The organism is uncultured Hymenobacter sp. (assembly GCF_964243305.1).
Classification (GTDB): Bacteria; Bacteroidota; Bacteroidia; order Cytophagales; family Hymenobacteraceae; genus Hymenobacter.
This window is the reverse complement of sequence record NZ_CAXTEF010000031.1, coordinates 17,341-39,843: the sequence shown is the minus strand read 5'-3', so window position 1 is coordinate 39,843 and position 22,503 is coordinate 17,341. Positions and strand designations below refer to the sequence as shown.

The window sequence follows — 22,503 nt, the reverse complement described above, 5'->3', positions numbered from 1 at the left end:
GATAGGGTTATGGCGTTAGAACAAATTAAATGAAAACCCTCTACCTGCTGGCTGGCTGCAGCGGCGCGGGCAAAATCACGGCTGCCTACGCCCTGCTGCCCGGCCTGCTTGGCTGCCGCGAGTTCGTCAATGCCGACGAGATTGCGCGCGGGCTCTCGCCATCTTGGCCCGAAGCGGCGCGCGTTCAAGCGGGGCGGATAGCGGCGGGAAAGACCCGTGCCAGCTAAGTCTTCAGGAGCTTCGCCCACAAGTCCTACACTAAGTCATCGGACGGGACAAGGTCGGGCAGGCCTTCAAATTGATTGATAAACCGGCTTAGTGATTGTTGCGCGCAGCTTACTGAGCCATCATCGGCGAAGCTGACATAGAACTGTACCCGCGGTGCTCCCGTTTTGGAATTAACAATGGTGCCCAAGCCTTTGAGCTGGTGCAGGGCTAATAAAGTGTCGCGCGGAATGACCAGGAACGGTCCCCAGCCAGTGGGAAAGCGAGAGGCAAAAACATACACCAAATCGGGTACGAACACCTGCTGTAACTGCGGTAGCGGCACCTGAAATTGGGCTGAGTAAGTAGTGCTTCGCCGGGTGGCCGTGACGGTTTTTACCTGAATGCGGCGGTAGTTACCACTTTGGTCATTCACGACGAAGAGGTCATCGCCCACATCAACTTCGGGAATGGCCACGTTGAAGCCGCGCATCAGGCATTCCGCCATCGCCGCGAACTGCCCCGCCTTGCCCAAGTATAGGTTTTGGCGCTTAGGCTGCGGCATTCTGCGGAGCGTATTCGCCTAGAAAACTGCCCGCGTTGGTGTCGATAAAAGCAATCTGATGGAAATGAGCCAATTGCCGTTCGGATAAACCAGTCAGGGCCGGCACGATGTGCTTGGCCAAGCGCTCAAGCAGGCCCGCGGCTTGCTGTTGCGCGGTATGGGCTATAAAAATGCTGGGCAGGATGTTGACGTCGGGAAACAGCTCGTGCAACTGACGGCGCACCAGCGGCGAGAGGCTAAACGTTAGGCCACCGGCTTGCTGGGTAACGGAAATGGCTAGCGTGTCCATAAGTAAGGAGCAAAACAACGGGTGGCTCGAACGAAATACAGCCAGCAACAAAGAAGCAAAAGATTCTTCCGTTCCCGTGCCACTGCTGGCAACACCCATACGAGATGAGATAGGCGACGGACCAACCTTTTGCTTCGTTGTTTTCGCCCTCACGTTAGCGAGCTTGCACAAATATACATGGTGTGGCCCAGGCCGGTTATTAAGTGAGCACTAGTTAGCCGTTTCAGATTATGAAAACCCTCTACCTGCTGGCCGGCTGCGACGGCGCGGGCAAAACCACGGCCGCCTACGCCCTGCTGCCCGACCTGCTTGGCTGCCGCGAGGTCGTCAATGCCGATGAGATTGCGCGCGGGCTCTCGCCGTTTCGGCCCGAGACGGTGAGCATCCAGGCGGGGCGGCTGATGCTGGGGCGGGTGCACGAGCTGCTGGCAGCAGGGGAGAGCTTCGCGCTAGAAACGACGCTGGCGACGCGCATTTATCTGCCGATTGTTCAGCAGGCGCAAGCTCAGGGCTATTTTGTGAGCTTATTTTTCTTCTGGCTCAGTTCGCCAGACCTGGCCGTTGAGCGGGTGCGGGCCAGAGTGCGCGAAGGCGGGCACCACATCCCCGAGCCGGTGATTCGGCGGCGCTAGGAAGGCGGGCTGCGACAGTTTTTTGGCGCCTATTGCGGTGCGGTGGATAGCTGGGTGTTCGCGGATACTTCTGCCGTGCCGGCAAGAACAATAGCTAAGAGCGCAGATGACGCTCTGACGGTGGAAGAAGAAGCTGTTTGGGAACGCTTAACTTCATTGTATCATGTCTAAGAAAGAGCAAGGCGACCTCATTAACGCCAAATTTCAGCTAGGGCTCATCGCCGCCTACAAAGCTATGCTGGCCTTCAAAGCCTACAAGAACAGCCCCGTCATTATTGCCCGCGGCGGGCAGATTGTGGCCGTGCCAGCCGCGGAGATGCCACCCGCGCCGACGGCGGAGAAGTAGCGCACTGAAGCGGGTTGTGATAGGAGTAGGGGGGTAGGGAATGGTGGCGGCTCGTGTGCAATCTGTCTGCCCGCCGAACGACAAGCCGCCCCAGCGGGGGAGCCATTGGGCTGCCTGCTGGGGCGGCTTGCTGCTGAATGAAAACGGCAGGTGGCAGCCAAATTATTTGCTTCCCGAGAACGCGCTTCTCCCCTTGGCCTGACCTGGCTTTCAGGGCTGAGAGCGCAGCTTATCCCGGAATAGAAGCATTCTCATTTTGGGGCCGACGAGTCGGGTTAAAGGTGTAAAATTATGACAAAGCCAAGATTGCGTTGGGTTCCTTATTGATTTATGCTTTAATTTGCTGACTTAACCCCTACTCATTCTATTTCGAACAGCATTATTCACAGCTGTTCAGCAAGTGTTTTCCTGCAAAAATCGCGGCCTGCCACAGGCCCCACCAGACCCTGTTGAAACACGGTATTGACCAGCTCTCTTCCCCGCGCTGGCCGACCATTGTACTCCGGTTTTGGGCCGGCTGACAGTGTGGGCCACGGGCCGGGTCAGCCACCGCAGCAGCCACTGCCGATAGTAGGCCACCAGGGCTGGGCGGGCCGCCGGTTAAGCTTTCTGACCTGCTCTTTTTCTCCTTTTAAGCTACTCTATGAACCGCAGAGAGTTTTTACGCAAACACACCGCAGTGCTCACGGCCCCGCCGGCCGCCTTCCTGGAAGAACCGCCTACCCCCCTCCCGGCCGTCAACCCGCCCGCTAACTCATCCGGCGACCCGGTGCCGCCGTTCCGGCTGCCGGCCGCCATGCCCCGCCGCAAAGCCGGCGCAGCGCGCCAAGGTGCCAAAGGCCTGAATGCCGCGCTGACGCCGCAGTTGCAGGCGCTGGCGGCTGAAAGCCAGCCGCGGCCCGCGGCGGCCAACGCGATGAGTGGCCTGGCGCCCTACACCGGCGCGTGGGGCCCGGCGCCGGCCGCGCACCTGCTGCGCCGCTGCCTGTTTGGGCCCACGCGGGCCGAAATCGACGGGGCTGCGGGCAGCTCGCTAAGCGCGGTGCTCGACCAGCTGCTGGCGCCCGCGCCTACCCCCTTCGGGCCGCTGACCTCGGAGCAGGGCCAGGGCAGCTGGGTGGGCGGGACGTGGATTCACGATTCTTTTTCCTGGCAAACTAACGTGCACCGGACTTACTCGCTGCAAATGTGGTGGACCGGCCTGCTGCTGGGCCCCGGCGTCTCGGTGACCGAGCGCATGACCTTGTTCTGGCACAACCACTTCGTGACCGACGACATCGCCAACGCCCACCAGAGCTACAACCGCCTGCGCAAGCTGCGCGCCGGCGCCCTGGGCAACTTTCGCACCCTGACCGAGCAGATGACCATCGACGAGGCCATGCTCTGGTATTTGAGCGGGGCCCAGAACGTGGCCAGCGCCCCCAACGAAAACTATGCCCGCGAGCTGATGGAGCTGTTTACGCTGGGCAAAGGGCCGCTGGCGGGCGCCGGCAACTACACCACCTACACCGAGGACGACGTGAAGGCCGCCGCCCGCGTGCTCACCGGCTGGGAGGCCTCGAACCGCAGCTATGACCCGGCCGACCAGTCCAGCGGCGTGTTCCGCCCCGAGCGGCACGACCAGACCACCAAGCAGTTCTCAGCCGCCTTCCAAAACCGGCGCATCGCCCCGAATGGCGCGCAGGAATACAAAAACCTGATTGCCATGATTTTCGAGCAGCCCGCCGTCGCGCTGTTCTTGTGCCGCAAGCTCTACCGCTGGTTTGTGTATTATAACATTGACGAGGCGACCGAGTACCAGGTTATCCGGCCGCTGGCCGAGCTGCTGCGGGCCAGCAACTACGAAGTGGCGCCCGTGCTGCGCGCCCTGCTCGGCAGCGCCCACTTCTACGACGTGGCCAGCCGGGGCTGCCTGGTGAAAAGCCCGGCCGACTACCACCTGGGGCTGTTCCGGCAGCTGGAGGCGGTTTTTCCGCCCGTCCACCAGCCCACGCCGCGCTACCGCATTCTGGGCGTCATCTACAATCAAATGAAGGACACCGGCCAGGACCTGCTCTCGCCGCCGGTGGTGGCGGGCTGGCCCGCCTACTACCAGGCGCCGCAGTATAATGAGCTGTGGGCCACGTTCACCACCCTGCCCCTGCGCCAGGATGCGCGCCGCCACCTGTTTCAGGACCAGGCCTACCACTGGAACGGCGGCTCGGTCAGCATCGATTTGCTGGCCCTGACGCGCCGCCTACCCCCCGCCACGGCCGCCAACGTGAACCTGCTCGTGGATGCCTACGCCCGGCTGCTGCTGCCCGCCGAGCCCGCGCCCGAACGCCGGCGGCTCTTCAAGGAAGCCCTGCTCGACAACCTGCCCGACCTGGAATGGACCATTCAGTGGAACGAGTACCTGGCCGCGCCCAGCAACACGACCCGGCGCCAGGCCCTGCTGGGCCAGCTTATCCGGCTCGTCACAGTCATCACCGATGAGGTCGAATATCAGCTTTACTAGTTCTAAATGAGTTGGTTCCGCCCGATGCAGGGCGCGGGGTCGGACCCGGTAGGGCTTGCCCCCGCCCGGGGTCTAGACCGATTGACTACTAACCCGATGGAGGTCGTTCCCGCGCTGGGCGGGGGCCAGCCCCGCACCCTACCCCCTATTATGCACAGAAGACACTTTATTCAAACCTCGGCCGCCGCATCCCTACCCCTGGTTATCGGGCGGATGCCAGCCCAGGCCCACCCCACCACGCCGGAGCTGGCCGCCGTCACGGGCGCGGCCCAGCCCACCGACCGGGTGCTGGTGCTGATTTATTTGCAGGGCGGCAACGATGGCCTGAACACGATTATTCCGCGCGATAAGTATTCGGAGCTGATGCGGGTGCGCGCCAACGTCATGATTCCGGAAAGCAAAGTGCTGGCCCTCACCGCCGAGACCGGCCTACACCCGGCCATGACGGGCGTGCGGGACCTGTATAAAGACGGCAAGCTCGGCATCGTGCAGGGCGTGCACAGCGCCGTGCCCGACGGCTCCCACTTTCAGGCCACCAACATCATGTTCTCGGGCCTCGACTCCAACCAGCTCTTCCGCACCGGCTGGCTGGGGCGCTACCTGAGCACGGAGTACCCCAACTTCCCGGAGGCCTACCCCAACGCCGACATGCCCGACCCGCTGGCCATCACGCTGGGCGGCATGGCCTCCAATCTGTGCCAGAGCACGGTAGTCAATACCAGCATCTCGGTGCGCGACCTCGACGACCTGCGCCAGCTGGCCGACGGCCCGAGCGGCGCGCTGCCCGCCACGCCGATGGGCCGCGAGGTGGGCTACCTGCGGCAGGTGGTGGCCTCGCTCAACGCCTACTCGTCCACGATAAAAAACGCCACGACCAAGGCCCGCAGCCTGTCCACCAAGTACCCCAGCAATAACTTTCTGGCCGAGCAGCTCAAGGTGGTGGCCCAGCTCGTGGGCGGCGGGCTGCGCACCCGCGTCTACGTGTGCCACGCCTACGGCTTCGACACCCACGCCAACCAGGTGGAGTCCTACGACCACACCAGCGGCAGCCACGCCCTGCTGCTCAAGCAGCTTTCGGAGGCGCTGGCCGGCTTCCAGGACGATTTGAGCCTGCTGGGCATCGAGGACCGGGTGGTGGGCATGACCGTCTCGGAGTTTGGCCGCCGCATTGCCTCCAGCGACTCGCTGGGCACCGACCACGGCGAGGCGGCGCCCGTGCTGCTCTTCGGCACCAACATCAACCCCGTCATTCACGGCCGGAGCCCCGACGTGGCTAGCAGCACTACGGGCTCGGTGCCGATGCAGTACGACTTCCGCACCCTCTACACCAGCATCTTGCAGGACTGGTTTCAGGTATCACCGGCCACGCTTCAGGACCTGTTTCCGTCGCAGAATACGCCCGGCGGCTTTCCCTACCTGCCCGTTATCAAGCCAAGCCTCAGCACCCACACCCCGGCGGCGCCCGTGGTGGGTACCGGCCAGGGCCTGACCGGCGTCTACTACGAGGGGCTGAACTTTGACACCCTGCGCCACACGCGCCTCGACGCGACCATCGACTTCAACTGGGGCACTGCGCCGCCCGCGCCGGACGTGAGTTCCAACCAATTCTCAGTGCGCTGGACCGGTCAAATCCTGCCCTTGTACACTGGGGAGTACACGTTCTACGTCAACTCTGACAACGGCCGCCGCCTGTGGGTGAACGACGAGCTGATCATTAACGCCTGGGTTAACGACTGGGACCGCGAGTACGCGGGCAAGGTGCGGCTGACGGCCGGGCAAAAGGTGAACATCCGGCTGGAATACTTCGATGATGCCGGCCTGGCCAGCGCCCGCCTCGAATGGGCTAGTGCCGCGCAGCCCCGCCAGGTGGTGCCCCGCAGCCAGCTCTTCGCCCAAGCCCCGGCCGAGTCGATGCTCGACGCGGGCGCGGGCGACGGCCTGACGGCGGCGTACTACAACGGCCTGAGCTTCGAGACCTTGCAGCTCACCCGCATCGACCCCGTTATTGACTTTGACTGGCGGCTGGGCTCCCCCGCGCCGGGCGTGAGCGCCAACCAGTTTTCGGTGCGCTGGACCGGGCAGATGCTGCCGCGCCACTCCGAGGAGTACACCTTCCACTTCAATGCCGACGACGGCCGCCGCCTCTGGATTAATGGCCAGCTAATTATTGATGCCTGGGCCGATTCCTGGCCAGTGGTGAGTTCGGGGCCCGGCACGGCCTGGCTCCAGGCCGGCCAGAAAGCAGATATCCGGGTCGAATATTACGAAAACGGCGGCATGGCCAAGGCCCGGCTGGAATGGTCCAGCGCCTCCCAAGACCGCGAGCTAGTGCCCCAGAGTCAGCTCTTTAGCGCGGCGGCGGCCAGCAGCAGAGCGGCGGTTGCGCAGATGGTGGCGGTCCGGGCGGCCGATAATCAGGTTGCCCGCCCAGCCATAGCCGGGCTGAGCGTCTATCCCAACCCGGTGCGCAACGTGGCTACGCTGAGCTTCGAGGGCACTGGCGCGCCGGGCCGGGTAGTGCTCTGCGACTTGTCGGGCCGGGAAGTCAGGGTGCTGGCTCAGGGCGCCATGCAGGGCCCGCAGGCCGTGCACCTGGATGCGGCTAACCTGCCGGCCGGCAGCTATTTCTGCCGAATTGAGCAGGGCCGCACCGTGCGCACCGTGCGAGTGCAGGTCAGCCGATAGGAGGGGGGTAGGGGAAACAAAAAAGCCGCTCACGAGCGGCTTTTTTGTTTCCCGAAGCCAGGAGTTATTGCGATTTCAAAAAAGTCCTGTATGTTTGTGATGTATTAGTTTATTAGTACACTAAAACAATAAACGCAATGGTTCGCATCCGAAACCTCGATTTTGGGTATTCCCGGCGGGTCCCGCTCTTTCAAAACCTGAGCCTCGACCTGGACCGGGGCCACATCTACGGCCTGCTCGGCAAGAACGGGGCGGGCAAAACCACGCTGCTCAAGAACATCGTGGGGCTGGCATTTCCGTGGGCTGGCTCCTGCCTGGTAGATGAGCGCCCGGCATCCCTGCGCTTGCCGGTTACCCTGGAAGACCTGTTTTTTCTGCCCGAAGAAGTGCACGTGCCGGCCCTGACAGCCGAGCAGTTCGTGGTGCACACCGCCGGTTTCTACCCCCGCTTCAGCGCCGAGCAGCTCTACGAGTATCTGCGGGAACTGGAAGTGCCGCTGGGGCAGAAGCTCACCAGGTTTTCGCACGGGCAGCAGAAGAAGTTCATGATTGCCTTTGCCCTGGCTGCCAACACCAGCCTGCTCGTGCTCGACGAGCCCACCAACGGCCTCGATATTCCTTCCAAAGTGCAGTTTCGCAAAATCGTGGCCTCGGCCCTGAGCGAGGAGCGCTGCCTGATAATCTCGACCCATCAGGTGCGCGACTTGGAGAGCCTGATTGACACCGTGGTCGTGGTGCACGACCGCCAAATCGTGCTCAACCGCGAGCTGGATGAGCTGGCTGAGCGCCTCACCTTCGCCACGGGCGCGGCGGCCGAAACCGCCGATGCCTTCTACACCAGCGCCTCGGTGCGTGGGCCGGTGGCCATCCGGCCCAATCCCACTGGCACCTACAGCCGCGTCGATTTGGAGCTGCTCTTCAACGCCCTTACCAGCGGCGATGCGGCCATTCTCACCTACTTAAACCAGCCCCGCCATGCCAGCCACGCGTCTGTCCGCTAACCAGGTTTTCGATTTCGGGCGCTTCAGCCGCCTCTTTGCCCGCCACACCGCCGAGCACCTGCGCGGCTATCTGCTCACGGCCGCCGTGGGCGCGGGCGGAATGCTGCTCATCCTGGGCTTCATCGCCTACCTCAATAAAAGCGCCCCGGCCCCCAGTCATCAGGGCACCTTCTTTGTCTTGTTTCTGCTGGGTGGGGGTAGCATTTTTGCCAGCACAGTCTTCGCCCAGTTTGGCGACCGGCGGCAGGCTAGTGTAGCGCTGCTGCTGCCGGCCTCGCACCTGGAAAAGTACCTCGTAGTCTGGCTGTATTCGGTACCGTTGTTTCTGCTGGTGTTCATCCCGCTCTTTTACCTGGCCGCCGCCCTCGTGGTGCACGTCGCGGCGGCGCCGGGGCAGACGCCGGAGTTGCTGAACCTGTTCAAGGCGCGGCAGGATTTCTACGGCGTGTTCTGGTTTTTCTTTCTGCTGCACGCCGTCTGCCTGTGGGGTGCCGTTTACTTCGAGAAAGCGCACTTTATCAAAACCGGGTTTGCCGTTTTCCTGGGATTGGCAGTGCTGTCGCTGCTCAACTTTCAGGTGTTGAAGGGCTTGCTGGGAGGAGATGTGCGCTTCACGCCGCCCTTCACCGGCGCTGGCTTGAAGGAAGGAGAGGCTTTTTACACCCTCACGCTGCCCGAAACGCAAGCTGCCTGGCTGGCCCTGCTGCCGCTGGCGCTAGCCGGGCTGCTGTGGCTGGCGGCCTACTTCCGGGTCACGGAAAAGCAGCTGTAAAAGGTATCAGGACGGGAATAGCAAGTAGCAAGACCAGCCCTTATGGAAGTGCCTTGTTCTGCTACTTACTACTTGAGTCGTACTACTTAATCCACATGGAATTTCGAGAAAACGAAGCCATTTACCTGCAAATCGCGGGCTACGTGAGCGACAACATTCTGCGCCGGCTCTGGCCGCCGGACGCAAAAATTCCCTCGGTGCGGGAGCTGGCCGGCGAGCTGCAAGTGAACCCCAACACGGTGATGCGCACCTACGAGCACCTGCAAAACCAGGGCATCGTCTACAACAAGCGCGGCATCGGCTTCTTCGTGGCGCCCGATGCCGGGCGGCAGGTGCAGCAGCTGCGCCGCGCCCGCTTCCTGGAGCAGGAGCTGCCCGAGTTTTTCAAAACCATCTTTCTGCTCGACATCAATCTGGAAGAGATTCAGTTGCGCTACGCCCACTTTCGGGCCGAGCCCCCATTCCCTACCCCCCTCCCCAGCCCCAACGTCAACGGCCATGAAAACCAGCACTAAATTCCTGACGGCGGCCCTGGCGCTGCTGCTCGGCGCCCTCGCGGCCTTTAATCTGAGCCTGCGCGCCGAGTACGCCCGCGGCACTTATAAAGACCCGCTGCGCAACACCACGACGCTGAAATTCAGCGGCTTCACTGAAGTAAGCGTGCTGTCCGCCAGCGCCCTGAAGGTGAGAATTGTGGCCGGCCCCTACAGCGTGCGCCTTAGCGACCAGGCCGCCGAGTTTGTGCAAGTAAGCCAGCAGGGCCGCCGCCTGCGCGTGACGCTGGCTTTCCCGGAAGGGCGCCAGTACCTGGGCGGCGGCGACGTGCTCACCATCACCTGTCCGCAGCTTCGGCAGCTGAGTGCCAGCGCGCGGTATTTGGTGGAAGGCAAGCTGCTTACGGACCGCGAAAACCGCGGCGGCAGCGTGCGGGTGCAGGGCTTCCGCCAGGACAGCCTCACGCTGCGCCAGGACCACGCCACGCGCATCGAGCTGGCCGGCAACCAGCTCGGCTACCTGCGCGCCGGGGCGGGTGCCAGCCCCGGCAGCCACCCGGTGCTGCTGATTGGGAGTGATAACCGCATTCAGGCGGCCGACTTGATGATGCAGGCCTGCAGCGTGCTGGAGCAGGAAACCCGCATCGAGCGGCCCCACTACGTGTTTGGTGACAGCACCAAGGTCAGCTTTTCCGGCTCCGCGCTGGGCGGATTGAGCCCGCGGTAGGGGGTAGGCGGTTTCGCTTTGGGAGAGCTTGTCAGGGCCAGTTGGTTGACGAACGATGTTCGTCCGCCGCCGGGGGCGCCGGCCGAGCTGCTGCCCTCGCAGCAGGAGTAGGGAGTAGGGATGAACGTTAATAAGAATAGGGCTTATGACAATCGTTTAACGCAGGATAGTTTGCTAAATGGCAGCTGCTACATGCTGCGCGGGTAGTTTTTCCTGTTCCAAACGGGCGTTGGTTTGCAGTATCGACTGGTAAAGAGCAAGCTCTTCATCGGTAAGGTCGGAAAGCTCGTGCGCTGTGAAACTGCCGCCTTGCTCACCCTGATGATAAGCGGAGAAAGTAGCGTGGTCCATCAGTAGAGATTGGGTGGCGGGGAAATGCGTGCGGATTTGGTTTAGAATCTGGAAGCCGTGCACGTCAATATCACCCCAATAGAACAGCTGCTTCTGATGCAGCCATTCGGCCCCCGCCAGTAAGCTCACCGCGAAGCCGCCGCCCCAGATGGCCAGGCTGTCTTCGACTAGTGGAAACGACAAAAACGTGGTCAGATTCTCGATGATGTAAACGCGGCTCCCCGCTGGTTGTAGCTGCTCAAACTCGCTCACCCAAACGCTGCACTGCGACACGGCCGGGTGCAGCCGCAGCGCGAGGTCTAAAAACCGGATTTTGATGCTGGGCTCCTCCAGATGCAAGTGAAACCGCCGGAAGAAATTCTCCTCGCCAGCTCGCACATGAGCCGGAATCAGCCGGTCGAGCAGCACCCGCAGCACGCCCTGATGGCGCTCAATAAACTTGGTCGGCAGCGCGAGCGGCAGGTTGCGCACGTACTGGTTGGGCTGAGGATGCTGCTTAAAATGAACGCAAACCGTCAGCAGGTCGGGCCAGACGCTGGCGTGTTCCAGCAGTAGCCTGGGCAGCTCCCGCAGCAGCGGCAACAACTCCGGCAAAACGGCCGCCGTCCGGTTGGCGTGGCCCGCAAACTGAGCAAATTCCTCGGTTTTGCCAATAAATTCTAAATAATCGGCCTGCGCCTCAAACGCAATTCGGCTGATTTCGCTCTGCCTGGTTTTGGCGTTCGGTTTAAAGGAAAGCAGATAGCCCCGTCCGGTTTTATTGCACGAATAGGCTATTAGCTCGGCCTGTTGGGCTAGAATGTGGTCCATGCCCTGGTTGCGGTCCAGGGATTTGTTGGCCCGTATCGGCAACGGAAAAACCACTGCGCCCGCTAGCTGCGCCCGCAGCACGTCGGGGTAGCGGCGCCGGGCTTTGGCTTGCAGTTCAGCGAGGCTAATCATGTTCAGCCTCGGCCTCGGCCTCCGCCAGCAGCACTTCTTTCCGCTCCTGATAGCGCTGGATAGTAATGTCTGTCACGACCGATTTGCGCTGGTCGGGCTTGCCTTTGGTGACCCAGTGAATTACCTCCACGTCCTTTTCCAGCAGGTGCAGCGAGGTGAGCGGCGTGACGACCATCAGCTGTAGCCCCAGGTTGCGGCAGAGTTGCAGCAAGTACTTCGATTTATCCTCGTCGAGCTTGCTAAACGCCTCGTCAATCACAATAAACCGAAACGAGCGCGGCGACTGCGCGTCGCGCCGGCCGATGCCAAACTGATGGGCAATGGCCGCGCCCAGCACCGTGTACGCCAGCTGCGCTCCTTCACCACCCGACAGACTGCCCGAACTCTCGTACACCTGCTTCAGGGTTTTATCGGCGCGGTAATACTCGCGGGCCCGGAAAGTCGACCAGTTGCGGACGTCGGTTACTTCCTGCCGCCACTTCTCATTTTCCTTGGCTTGCAGCTCGGTGATGAAGGGCTGAATGTGGCTCACAAAATGCGCCATCTCCGCCTCCCTGGGGTCGGCGGCCAGCGCCAGCTGGGTGAGGTCCGGCTTCCAGCTGTCGAGCTTGGTTTCCCTAAATTCCCGAATGAGCGCCTTGCGCGAGTCGGTGCGCACCAGCTCAATATACGTGTCGGGATTTAAGTTAAAGTCGATGTCTTTTAGCGACTTGTTTATCTCCGCTATTGTGTCGCAAATCGTCTCGTGCTGCACCTCCAGCGAGTGGCAGTAGTCGGTCAGCGCCTTGGTTACGCCCCGGTTGAACTCGGCGCGGAACCGGGTTTCCACCTCCGCCAGCTGCTCGTTCCTGATTTGTTCGTAGCGGTCCGTGTACTCGCGTAGCTGGTCGATTTCATTGCGCAGGTCGCCGGCGTCGCTGCCCCAGTCCGCGAACTTGCCCAGCACTTCCTGCCCCGGCATCAAAAAGCTGCGCATAGCTTCGCGGATGGCTTTTTCCCGCGCTTCCCGGTCGTGGTTGAAGTCGGCCAGCTGCTGGTGCACCGTTTTTTCCAGCTGCTGCTTCTGCATGAAAAACTGCGCGTAGGTCAGCGTGTCGCGCAGCGGCGCTACCAGCGCCGCCAAGCCAGCCGACTCGTTGGCCAGGTCGGTCGCAGCAAAGCTCTTGAGCAACTCTTGCTGCCCTTGTTTCTCAATTGCTAGTGCTTTAAGGTTTTTCTCGGTGTCCTTAAAGTCGTCGCGGGTGCCCTCTTTAGCTTTGGTCAGTTGGCTGATGTTGTGTTTGAGAACTGCTAATTGCTCTTTCAAGGTTTTAAGCGACGCATTCTCATTTTCCAGCTCGTCCTTCTGTTTGATTAGCTGGCTTATTTTGTGCGCGTCAGATTGCCAGTCCAGCTTAGGGAACTGTTTGAATTCCAAGAAAGAAGCTACTGCCTTTTCGCGTGATTCAGCCTTCTTCAACTCTTCCGTGAGGCGGTGCAAGCTGCTCTCCGCCTTCTTGATGGCCCCGTCCAGCTCCAAGCCACGGCGCTGACACTGGCGCAGCAGCTCGCGGTTGTCCCAGCCCAGAATGTGGCGGTGCGCAGGCGTGTCGTCGCGCTCGTGGCGGGTTTTGCTACGCTTCAGGCCCGAGGGCAGCAATGCTTTTTCCGCCCGCTCGAAGGCGGCCATATCATCAGTGCAGACGTAATTGTAGTGCCTGGCTACGAAGCTTTCCAGCCAATCGGCGTAGGGACTCTTCGGATTGAAATCTAGCTTGGCCGCTACCAGGCGCGCATCCGAGAAAATCGGGCGAGTCGTTTTACGCTCTACCCTGTGAAACACGATTTTGCCGCGCAGGTCGCGCTCGTTATGCACATAAGCCCGCACGGCCGCGTGCAGATGTTCGGGCACCAGCAAGTCCTGCCCAAAGCTGTGCAGGAGCTTTTCAAGCGCGGTGTTCCACACCGCCTTTTCCTCGGCTCTCACCTGCATTACTTCGGCCACGAACGGGATATCCGTTTCAGTAGCCCCTACCACCGCCAGAATCTCCTGCCGGATATCGGCAACCCGGCCCGTCACCTTGCCCGTGCCACTCTGTAGCTGCGCCACTTCGGCTGCTAGCTGGTCGAAAGACGCTTTTTTAGCGTCGCGCTCTGTGCGGGCCGCGTATTTCTGCTCATCAAGCTGCTGCTTGAGTTGCCCAACTGCTCGCTGGGCCGTCAGGGCGTGGGTGATGTTGGCCTCGAAAACACCCGCGTCGGGGTCGGCTACCAGCTCCAGCTGCCGGGCCAGGTGATTATACCGTTTCAAGTCCTGCTCCTTGGCCGATTTGCTCTTTTCCAGGTCGCGGGTGGCGCGCTCCAATTCCTTGATTTCCCGGCCAATTGCATCATTTTCAATCTGCCCGGTCAGGCGGACGCGCTGCTCGTCGGCCGTAGCCAGTTCTTCCTCCTGCTGACTCAGCAGGCCGCTTAGCCGGTCCAGCTCCCGGTCCAGGCGGCCGGTCTCATCGGTCCAGAGTTGCACTTGCTGCCGGGCAAACCACGGTTCGAGGAGCCGTTGGTGCTCACGGGTCTGGCTTAAGGAGCGTTGGATGGCCGCGTACTCATGGCTGAGGTCGTACACGGGCTGGAGCAGGGCAAGCTGCGTTTTGGCTTTTTCCAGCGCCCGGTACGAGACCAGCAGCGTCTGGTAGTTGCCCATCAGCTTCGCAAACTCCTCCTCGGCCGTGCTCTCTTCCAGCATATTGGTCCGAATGAAGGCGTCGAGGTCGCCGATGACCTTCATGCCCACGGTCTGATTGAACAGCGTCAGCGCCTTGTCGCGCATCCCAAACAGCCGCTGGAAGCAGGCCGCATACTGCGCGAACGTGGGAAAGTCTTCGACCACGCCCTTGGCGAACTGCTGCTTCAAGCTGTTCACCCACTGCGTGTTGGTGCCGAAACGAATGTGCTCGGCGATGTTCAGCTCGGCCTTCGCGACCAGAAACCGGCGCTGCAACCCCGACCCGCTAAACCAGCGCACCTGCACCAGGGTAAGGGGTAGGGATTGGGAATTAGTAAATACGCCGAGCAAAATCGAGTACGTCTGCGCTTTGTCGGGACGCAGCTTTTCGGGTTTGGTGTTCTGCTTTTCCTCGTCCTGCGTGCGGCTGTAGTGGCCTTCCACGTAGGATTCCTCGCCGCGCCCCGTCCGGCTTTCGGCCCCCGACGACTGGTTGAAAAACCGCTTCGTCGGATTAACGAGCAAGGCGAGCAGGCCATCGACGAGCGTGGTTTTGCCCGAGCCGTTGCTGCCGGTCAGCAGCGTATTCTGCCCGTCGGGCACCAGGCGCCAGATGTCCTTGCCCGCGCTGCCCTCGTGAAACGTGCCCCAGTTGAACACTTCCAGGGCCTTGAGCCGGTAGCCCGCCGGGACGGCGGCATCAAACAGACTCAGCATGGCGGCGCAGCTTTTCTTTAAACTCCTCTAATTTTTCGAGGCTGATTTTGGCCTTGAGCAGCGGCTTGACCTCGTAGCGCGTCTGGTCGGGGTTGAGGTCGTCTTTGCGAGTAATCTTGAGCAGACCGTGCTCGGTCAGGCGCTCAATCAGCCCGTCGAGCTTGCCCAGCAGCGCCTTGTGGTTGTGGGGCTGCCGAAAAAACAGCTCAACCCGCTCCCGGAGCTGCTCGCGGGTCGCATACAGCCGCGGGCTGGCCGCGTGGGCGCTGCTTTCGTGCTCTTCCAGCCATTCGCGCAGCACTACGCCCAGCAGGCTCTGCTCGTAGCTGAGGGGTAGCTTGCGCAGCAGGCGCAGAGGGGGAGAGTGGTCGTCCTCGGCCGGCTCGGGCTGCGTGAGGCGGGCGTAGCCGTCGGCGCGGTTCAGGTCGAGTGCCACGCCCAGCTCCGCGAAGTGGGCCCGGATGGCGGCCTCGTGCTCCTCCAGCTGCTGCCAGTGCTGGCGGTCGTCGTCTTGGTAAAGGGCGGGGCTTTGCAGCAATCGGACAAGGACTGAGGCGTAGGGTTTGGGCCTGAACATGGGGGTAGGAGTTAGCAATAGAGCTGCGAGTTAGCTGTAGTGTTAGCGGCAAAAAATTAATTCCGGAAATTCGCACAGGCGCCCATCGCCGAGGTCGAAATACTCGTTGTGCTCCCGGTTAACAAGGTGCTTGGGCGAGTTGGCCGCGATGGTGCCATAGCCCAGCAGTTCCGCAACGCCCTGCTTGAGGGCGTAAGCCGCCACGACCTGCCGCAGCGTCACCTGGCTCTGGCCGCGTAGCAGCGTGTTAATATTAGCGGTCAGTTGGGCTTTATCCACAACGTGAGGGTTGACCAACAGGCTCAGGTCGGCTTCTTCGGGCTGCGCGACGGCCAGCAGGCGCGGCACGATGGCACTTTCGCGCTCCTTTAGCTCAACCTGAATTTCCGTGGTCAGGTAGTCCGCCCGGCCTTCCAATTCCAGAAAAGCCGCGTCCTGGGGTGGGTTGTCCATCACCTCAAAAGCCAGCGCCCGAATCTCATGGATGAGCGTCAGCGACTTGCGCCGCTCGCGCAGGTTTTTCTCGGACAGAATTTTTTCCAGCTTCCGGGCCAGCGCGTAGAACGAATCGTTCACCTTCCGGCCCTCGCCGTGCAGGTAAAACCGAATTTTGCGCAGAAACCCATCGCCGGTTTCCAGGCCGCGCTCGGTCAGCAACTCAAACACTTGTTGAATAAGGGCATCCAGCTCGGCTTTTTGCGGCGGGTCGTTCAGGTGCCGATAAAATGCCTCGAAGCTGCGGCCCTGCGCCGTCAGGCGCAGCTCGTCGAGCGCATCGAGGGCTAGGCTCAGCAGGTTGCCTTTGGTGCGGCCCGCTTCCGATTGCTGCTGGTAGATACGTTGGGTGATATCGCGAAAGTTGCCCTCAACTTCCCGGAAATCGCGCAGCAGGCTCCGGGCCACGCCGCTCACGTTCTGGTAGCGCTCCTCAATTTCATAGTCGTCGTAGCTGCGCACGGTCCGGGTTAGCTTCAGCTCCCGAATCTGGCTGTTCAGCGCGCTGCGCTGCTTTTCCAGCTCGGCCAGCTTGGCCTGCCAGTCATCGGCCGAGTTCTGCACTAGCTCACGCAGCTTGTGCAAAATGTCCAGAAACCGCGATTCCGTGCCCACGAAGGACGGCTTTTGTAGCAGCGAATGCACCCAATCCAGCACACTTTCCAGCTCGGGCGTGAGCGTGTGCTGGTCGGTACCCTGCTCATCGGTGTAGAGCGTCAGGTAGCCCTCGCGCACCCAATGCTTCAGTAGTCTCGGGGCTTGGTCCTCAAAAGAGATGCCCAGCCCCGAAAGGTCGCCTTCCTCTTCCTGGCCAGTCAAGCCCTGCGTTTCCAGGAAGTCAGCAAGCTGGCTGGTGAGCTTGTCATTCGCCAGCACCGGAGTATAACTTCCCGCTTTAAACATCTCCTGCAAAAAGCACAGCACCAACGGGGCGCTGCGGCTGCGCAATACCCGGACGGCTGCCGGCGCCCGGTCGGCACTGAACAGACTGCGGTAGAGGGGGTAGGACATGCTATAGCTGTATTACTGCTCAGTGATTTAGAGTAATTTATTGACTGGCTATGGCGGGCAGCAACTTGTCTCCAGGGTATGCGGATTTTCAGTTCGCTCCTGCCAGCATTTGCGTCAGTGAGGGGGGTAGGAAATTCAAGCGAGTAAAGTAAATAATTGTACCGTGCAAACACAACAATAATTTATTTTTTAAATAAGCTTAGCATTCTCCTGAAGTGTTAGCAGCTGACTTGTCGGCGCCTGCCCCGCCGTAAGTTTGCCTGCCTATGCCCGCGTCCTACCCCGTCTCCGATGTGCTAGTCGTGCTGGTCAAGGAGCCGGCCGATTTCCTGCTGGCCCAGACCCAGCACTGGTACCGCATCCCGACCAGCACCCGCCTGCCGGTGAATTTACGAGAGCGGCAGGCGCAAATCATCGCGTTTTATTTTCCCAGCGCCTTCAAAGAACTGCGCTACAGCGTGCGCTACTACGCCCGCATCACGGACGTGGCCGTGGTGAGTCGGCGTGAGCTGTTCCCGCAGGAGACGGCCAGCAGCCGCTCGGAGCAGACGTACTACAAAATCAGCTTCGGGCCCTTGCAGGAACTGGCGCGGCCCGTGGTCAGCTACCGGGGCCGGCGGCTGCTGTTCGTGCCCACGACCTGGGCCAAGCTGAGCGAAGCCGATGAAATCAATGACTTGTTCCACGACAGCCCGCTGGAAGACGTGCTCTGGCGGGAGCTGAAGCGCCAGAACCTGCCCGCCGAGCGGCAATACCTGCTGCCCGCCAACGGCCGCAACTACTTCTGCGACTTCGCCTTTATTTGCGCTAAGGGCAACATCGACGTCGAGTGCGACGGCGACACCTACCATATGCCGCCTGAAGCCGTACGCTACGACAAGGCCCGCAACAACGACATTGCGGCCGGCGCTAACTGGGACGTGCTGCGCTTCACGACCCGCAACATCACCGAAGAGTTGCCGCAAACCATGAGCCTGGTCAAGCAAAAGATTGACCGGCTCGGCGGCCTGCATTACGCCAGGGAGAACGTGGTGCGCTACGTGACGGCGGGGCCGCAGCTGCCGTTGTTTGAATTGTAGGGGGTAGGGAACTGGGATTAAGAGTTAGTTAAAAGTTAAAAGTGAAGAGTTAAAAGGCAGGCGGTCCTTTTAACTCTTCACTTTTAACTCTGAATCTGCGCCAGCTCAACCGCAGCGCGCCGGGCCGGTTCTGCGTATGCAAAGTAAAAACCTTTATCATGGCCCAAAAATCTGTTTCCGACATCATCGTTGATACCCTGCAAGCGGCCGGTGTGCGCCGCGTTTTCGGCCTCGTGGGCGATTCGCTCAACGGCATTACTGACGCCATCCGCCGCCGCGAGGGCATCGAGTTCGTGCAGGTGCGCCACGAAGAGGCGGGCGCCTTCGCGGCCGGCGCTGAAGCCCAGCTAACGGGCGACCTGGCGGTATGCGCCGGCTCGTGCGGGCCGGGCAACACCCACCTGCTCAATGGCTTGTTTGATTGCCACCGCTCGCGGGTGCCGGTGCTGGCCATCGCGGCGCAGATTCCGAGCATCGAGATTGGCACCGGCTACTTTCAGGAGACGCACCCGGAGCGCATCTTCCGCGAGTGCAGCCACTACTGCGAGCTGATTTCGACGCCCGACCAGGCCGTGCGCATCGTGGAGGGCGCCATTCAGGCGGCGCTGGGGCAGCAGGGCGTGGCCGTTATTGTGCTGCCGGGCGACATCTCGAACCTCAAGGCCGAGGCACCGGAGCCGCGCCTACCCACTCTGCGCCGGCCCGGCACGCTGCGCCCGGCCGAGAAGGACGTCATCGACGCCGCCCGCCTGCTCAACGAGTCCAGGAAGGTGACCATCCTGGCCGGTATCGGCTGCGCCAATGCCCACGCCGAGCTGCTGGCCGTGGCGGCGGCGCTGCACGCGCCGGTCGTGCACGCGTTGCGCGGCAAGGATGTCGTGGAGCCTAATAACCCCTACGATGTAGGCCTGACCGGCCTGCTGGGCCTGCCCGCCGCCTACCACGCCATGATGGATGCCGATGCCATCCTGATGCTGGGCGCCGACCTGCCCTACCGGCAGTTCTATCCCGAAGACGCCCGCGTGGTGCAGGTTGACATCCGGCCCGAAGTTATCGGCCGCCGCACCCGCGTCGAAGTGGGCCTGGCCGGCGACGTGGCCGCCACACTGCAACTGCTGCTGCCCCACCTCACACCGCGCACCGACCGCGCCCACCTCGACGAGGCGCTGGCGCGGCACCGCGACGACGATGAAACCCTGGCTGAACTGGCGACCGGCGAGCCCGGCGACACCAGCCTGCACCCGCAGCACGTGGCGCGCCTGCTCAACGAGCTGGCCGCCGAAGACGCCATCTTCACCTGCGATGTGGGCACGCCCACCATCTGGGCCGCCCGCTATTTGAAGATGAACGGGCAGCGGCGCCTGCTCGGCTCGTTCTGGCACGGCAGCATGGCCAATGCGCTTTCGCAGGGCATCGGCGCGCAGCTGGCCTACCCCGACCGGCAGGTGATTGCGATGTGCGGCGACGGCGGCTTTGCTATGCTGCTGAGCGAGCTGCTGACCCTGCGCCAGCTGAAGCCCAATGTCAAGGTCGTCATTTTCAACAACAGCGCCTACGGCTTCGTGGAGCTGGAGATGTTGGCCGCCGGCACCCTCGAATACGGCACCGGGCTCGACAACCCCGACTTCGCCGCCCTGGCCGAAGCCGCCGGCGTCAAGGGCCTGAGCGTGAGCGACCCCGGCCAACTCGCCGGCACCATCGCCGAGGCCCTGGCCTACGACGGGCCGGTCGTGATTGATGCCATCGTGAAGCGGCAGGAGCTGAGTATGCCGCCCCACATCGAGGCCGGGCAGGCGCTGGGCTTTAGCCTATATGCGCTGAAAGCCGTGATGAACGGGCGCGGCACCGAGCTGGTCGAGCTGGCTAAGACGAACTTGTTTCATTGATTGGCATGTTGCAAAAACTGCCGCCGCCGCGCCAAAAAACCGCGCGGCGGCGGTTTCTTTGCCTTTCCGCCCTTCGCCCGCAATGACCAACAAAGAAATCAAAGCCCTCATCTCGCTGCTCGACGACCCGGAAATCGCGCCCCACGTGCAGGACGAAATTCAGAACCTCGGCGAGAGCATCATTCCGTTTTTAGAAGAATCCTGGGAAGAAAGCCTCGACCCGCAGCAGCAGCAGCGGCTGGAAGACTTGATTCATCACTTGCAGTTCGAGGGCTTGCAGCAGCGCCTGCGCGTGTGGCGCGACGGCGGCGGGCAGGATTTGCTCGAAGGCATGTGGCTGATTAACAGCTACCAGTATCCCGATGCTGACCTGCAAGCCCTGAACCGCGCCATCGAGCAGCTGCGCTTCGAGGCCTGGACCGCCATGCGCCCGGCCATGCACCCCGCCGACCAGGTGCAGGTGCTCAATTACGTTCTGTTTCGCACCCACAAGCTGGCCGCCAACACCCAGAACTTCCACTCGCCAGCCAACTCCATGCTGGAGCGAGTGCTCGAAACCAAGCGCGGCAACCCGCTCACGCTCTGCGTCATCTACCTGCTCGTGGCCCAGCGCCTCTACCTGCCGGTCTACGGCGTGAACCTGCCCAACCTGTTCGTGCTCACCTTCCGGCCCACGGTGCCAGGCCTGGAGCCGTTCTACATCAACTGCTACAACCGCGGGCTCGTGCTCTCGCGCACCGATATTGAGCACTACGTCAGCCAGCTCAACCTGACGCCCAATGAAGTATTCTTCGAGCCCTGCTCGCACATCGACATTGTGCGCCGCACCCTGCGGAATTTGCAGTTCAGCTTCGAGAAGCTACAGGAGCCCGCCAAAGCCACCGAAATCGCTACGCTGCTGGAGATTCTGGAGGCGAGTAAGCCCGCCCCGGCCGAGGAAAACGAGGAGTAAGAACGCAGTCTACAATGGTTTGAGAGCCGGCTGGTGGGCCCCAGCGGGGCGGCACGTTGATAGCAGCCCGATTATAGAAATGATTAGAGCCCCAGCGGGGCGACACCCACGTTTGCGGACGTCAGGTGTCGCCCCGCTGGGGCTCTGGTTGTTTTTGCGTTGTTTTTCTACCAACATGCCGCTCCGCTGGGGCTGACCGGCCGGCTTACCGCTTAATCAGGCAGCCCGCCGCGCGCTTGCCCTCAATGCCGGTGGGGCGCCCGGCCAGCACATTATCGAGGGCCTGCTGCAAGTAGCGCTGCTGCACGCTGCCCGCCACTTGCGGATTGTCATCGATGGCGCCCTGGTAGCGCACCACGAACCGGCCGCCTTCGGGCACGAGCACCACGGCTTCGGTGGTTTTGCTCACGCCAAGCTGGCCGCTGGCCTGCTGGCTGTCGTCGGTGAGGGTAGGCAGGTCGATGGGACCGTCGGCCGACGCGCTGGCGTCGAGGTTGATGGGCACGTTGATGAACAGAAACTGCACGCCCCGGCTGCCATAGCTGCCGCTTAGCGCCGCCAGCCGGCCCTGGTAGAGACGGGTGAAAGGGCAGGCCGGATTAACGAACACCACCACCACGGCCTTGCTGCCGGCGTAGCTCTTGAGGGCCACGGCGGCGTTGGCGGCCGTTTTCAGGGTGAAATCCGTGACGGAAGTGCCGCTTTGGGCGCGGGCCGGGACAGCCACACCCAGCAGCAAGGTGCAAGCAGCCAGCAGCGCAGAGCGGCGAAGGAAAGTAGAGCTTGTGTTCACAGGGATAGGGGGGTAGGGGCTGAGAAATTCAGTTCGTAGCAGTAGGTGAGCACGTAGCCGGGCGCCGGCTCCGCATAGCAAACCCGGTGCCGCGTTTGGTCGTTCGCTTGGCACAGGGTAGCAGGAAGTTCGCCGGTGGTTAGCGCCGGAAAATGGGGGTAGGAAAGGTCAATTAGAATGTCTTCCCGAAAGATAAGGCCCCGCTGACCGGCCAGTTTGTAGAGCGTTTCCTTGACGCTCCAGAGCAGGCTGAAAACGGCCGGGTCGGCGCTTTTCTGCGCGGCTACCAGCTCGGCGTCCGACAAAAACCGCCCGGCTAGGCGCCGGGCCTTATCGCGCACTAGCTCCACATCAATGCCCACCCGCCCGCCGGGGGCCAGTAGCGCGGCCACCCACGCGCCGGAGTGCGACAGCGATACGGCCGCCTGGGGCCAGCCCACCAGCTGCGGCCGGCCGTTGGGGTCATTGGTCAGCCAGAGGGGGGTAGGGAATGCGGCGGCGCCCGCTGCCTGGAGCCCGGCCAGCAGCTCGTGCACCAGCACCCGGCCGGCCAGCCACTGCGCCTGCCGGGTGAGGTCGGTGGTGGCGGGCAGCAGCGGGCGGTAAGGCACCGGGTTGGGCAGCTGCGGCCAGAGGTCGGCGGGCGCTTCTTGCAGGTGCCAGAGGCCCAGACAGGCTCCGGAAGGCAAAAGCTGGATGGAGTGCAGCGGCATGAGGGCGAAGGTAGACTGGTGCCGACTTTAGCTACGCTGACCTTAAGGTTGTAGTCCGCGCCCGAACGACC

20 protein-coding genes are annotated in these 22,503 nt (G+C 62.0%); 12 read left to right on the top strand and 8 right to left on the bottom strand.

The genetic code is table 11. The features are described 5' to 3' along the window. Positions 1–29: 29 nt before the first annotated feature. Entirely contained in the window at positions 30–227 is a 198-nt protein-coding gene (locus tag ACFE70_RS15625; RefSeq protein ID WP_375418703.1) for a hypothetical protein, read from the top strand. A 26-nt stretch (positions 228–253) separates the two neighbouring features. Here the strand turns inward: ACFE70_RS15625 and ACFE70_RS15620 are convergent, their stop codons facing one another. Next, positions 254–769: a hypothetical protein gene (locus ACFE70_RS15620; RefSeq protein ID WP_375418702.1), complete on the bottom strand. Its 516-nt coding sequence runs from the start codon at positions 767–769 to the stop codon at positions 254–256. Then, a complete protein-coding gene (locus ACFE70_RS15615; protein WP_375418701.1) occupies positions 756–1,058 on the bottom strand; it encodes a hypothetical protein in 303 nt (100 codons plus the stop codon). Before ACFE70_RS15615 ends, ACFE70_RS15620 begins: the two co-directional genes overlap by 14 nt. 230 nt (positions 1,059–1,288) lie before the next feature. On the opposite strand from ACFE70_RS15615, the gene ACFE70_RS15610 reads away from it, so the two are divergent. The 8 genes from ACFE70_RS15610 (at position 1,289) to ACFE70_RS15575 (ending at position 10,212) form a co-directional block, all read left to right on the top strand. Next, positions 1,289–1,690 carry an AAA family ATPase gene (locus ACFE70_RS15610; RefSeq protein ID WP_375418700.1) on the top strand — a complete coding sequence of 134 codons (402 nt, stop codon included), beginning with the start codon at positions 1,289–1,291 and terminating at the stop codon, positions 1,688–1,690. Positions 1,691–1,853: 163 nt separating this feature from the next. Next, the gene (locus tag ACFE70_RS15605) at positions 1,854–2,036 is read left to right on the top strand and encodes a hypothetical protein (protein WP_375418699.1); all 183 of its coding nucleotides are present in this window, start codon (positions 1,854–1,856) and stop codon (positions 2,034–2,036) included. A gap of 643 nt (positions 2,037–2,679) precedes the next feature. Continuing rightward, positions 2,680–4,533, top strand: coding sequence for a DUF1800 family protein (locus ACFE70_RS15600; protein ID WP_375418698.1), 1,854 nt, complete (start codon positions 2,680–2,682; stop codon positions 4,531–4,533). A gap of 96 nt (positions 4,534–4,629) precedes the next feature. Beyond that, entirely contained in the window at positions 4,630–7,218 is a 2,589-nt protein-coding gene (locus tag ACFE70_RS15595; RefSeq protein WP_375418697.1) for a PA14 domain-containing protein, read from the top strand. Between the two features lie 137 nt (positions 7,219–7,355). Beyond that, positions 7,356–8,219 (top strand): ATP-binding cassette domain-containing protein, encoded by an 864-nt coding sequence (locus ACFE70_RS15590; protein ID WP_375418696.1) that lies wholly within the window; start codon positions 7,356–7,358, stop codon positions 8,217–8,219. Next, the gene (locus tag ACFE70_RS15585) at positions 8,194–8,991 is read left to right on the top strand and encodes a hypothetical protein (RefSeq protein ID WP_375418695.1); all 798 of its coding nucleotides are present in this window, start codon (positions 8,194–8,196) and stop codon (positions 8,989–8,991) included. Before ACFE70_RS15590 ends, ACFE70_RS15585 begins: the two co-directional genes overlap by 26 nt. 95 nt (positions 8,992–9,086) lie before the next feature. Then, a complete protein-coding gene (locus ACFE70_RS15580; protein ID WP_375418694.1) occupies positions 9,087–9,506 on the top strand; it encodes a GntR family transcriptional regulator in 420 nt (139 codons plus the stop codon). Then, on the top strand, positions 9,490–10,212 hold the full coding sequence (locus ACFE70_RS15575) for a hypothetical protein (protein WP_375418693.1): 723 nt from the start codon (positions 9,490–9,492) through the stop codon (positions 10,210–10,212). Before ACFE70_RS15580 ends, ACFE70_RS15575 begins: the two co-directional genes overlap by 17 nt. A 174-nt stretch (positions 10,213–10,386) precedes the next feature. Here ACFE70_RS15575 and ACFE70_RS15570 read toward each other — a convergent pair whose 3' ends face one another. Genes ACFE70_RS15570 through ACFE70_RS15555 form a run of 4 tightly spaced genes read right to left on the bottom strand, consistent with a single transcriptional unit; the run spans position 10,387 to position 17,009 of the window. After that, positions 10,387–11,505 (bottom strand): Wadjet anti-phage system protein JetD domain-containing protein, encoded by a 1,119-nt coding sequence (locus tag ACFE70_RS15570; protein ID WP_375418692.1) that lies wholly within the window; start codon positions 11,503–11,505, stop codon positions 10,387–10,389. Beyond that, positions 11,498–14,926, bottom strand: a complete 3,429-nt coding sequence (locus ACFE70_RS15565) for an ATP-binding protein (protein ID WP_375418691.1) — start codon at positions 14,924–14,926, stop codon at positions 11,498–11,500. Before ACFE70_RS15565 ends, ACFE70_RS15570 begins: the two co-directional genes overlap by 8 nt. Continuing rightward, positions 14,910–15,503 (bottom strand): DUF4194 domain-containing protein, encoded by a 594-nt coding sequence (locus tag ACFE70_RS15560; protein WP_375418690.1) that lies wholly within the window; start codon positions 15,501–15,503, stop codon positions 14,910–14,912. Before ACFE70_RS15560 ends, ACFE70_RS15565 begins: the two co-directional genes overlap by 17 nt. Before the next feature lie 42 nt (positions 15,504–15,545). Next, positions 15,546–17,009, bottom strand: coding sequence for a DUF3375 family protein (locus tag ACFE70_RS15555; protein WP_375418689.1), 1,464 nt, complete (start codon positions 17,007–17,009; stop codon positions 15,546–15,548). Between the two features lie 266 nt (positions 17,010–17,275). Here ACFE70_RS15555 and ACFE70_RS15550 point away from each other — a divergent pair, with 266 nt between their 5' ends. From ACFE70_RS15550 to ACFE70_RS15540, 3 genes are all read left to right on the top strand, one after another. Then, positions 17,276–18,088 carry an endonuclease domain-containing protein gene (locus ACFE70_RS15550; RefSeq protein ID WP_375418688.1) on the top strand — a complete coding sequence of 271 codons (813 nt, stop codon included), beginning with the start codon at positions 17,276–17,278 and terminating at the stop codon, positions 18,086–18,088. A 158-nt stretch (positions 18,089–18,246) separates the two neighbouring features. Then, entirely contained in the window at positions 18,247–19,974 is a 1,728-nt protein-coding gene (gene poxB, locus ACFE70_RS15545) for a ubiquinone-dependent pyruvate dehydrogenase (RefSeq protein ID WP_375418687.1), read from the top strand. A gap of 82 nt (positions 19,975–20,056) precedes the next feature. Beyond that, positions 20,057–20,926, top strand: a complete 870-nt coding sequence (locus tag ACFE70_RS15540) for a transglutaminase-like domain-containing protein (protein ID WP_375418686.1) — start codon at positions 20,057–20,059, stop codon at positions 20,924–20,926. Positions 20,927–21,131: 205 nt separating this feature from the next. On the opposite strand, the gene ACFE70_RS15535 is transcribed toward ACFE70_RS15540, so the two are convergent. Together ACFE70_RS15535 and ACFE70_RS15530 are read right to left on the bottom strand one after the other, a co-directional pair. Next, positions 21,132–21,719, bottom strand: coding sequence for a redoxin domain-containing protein (locus ACFE70_RS15535; protein WP_375418685.1), 588 nt, complete (start codon positions 21,717–21,719; stop codon positions 21,132–21,134). Continuing rightward, complete coding sequence (locus tag ACFE70_RS15530; RefSeq protein ID WP_375418684.1) at positions 21,716–22,432, bottom strand: 4'-phosphopantetheinyl transferase family protein; 717 nt, start codon at positions 22,430–22,432, stop codon at positions 21,716–21,718. The genes ACFE70_RS15535 and ACFE70_RS15530 overlap by 4 nt, the downstream gene beginning before the upstream one ends. Between the last annotated feature and the right edge of the window lie 71 nt (positions 22,433–22,503).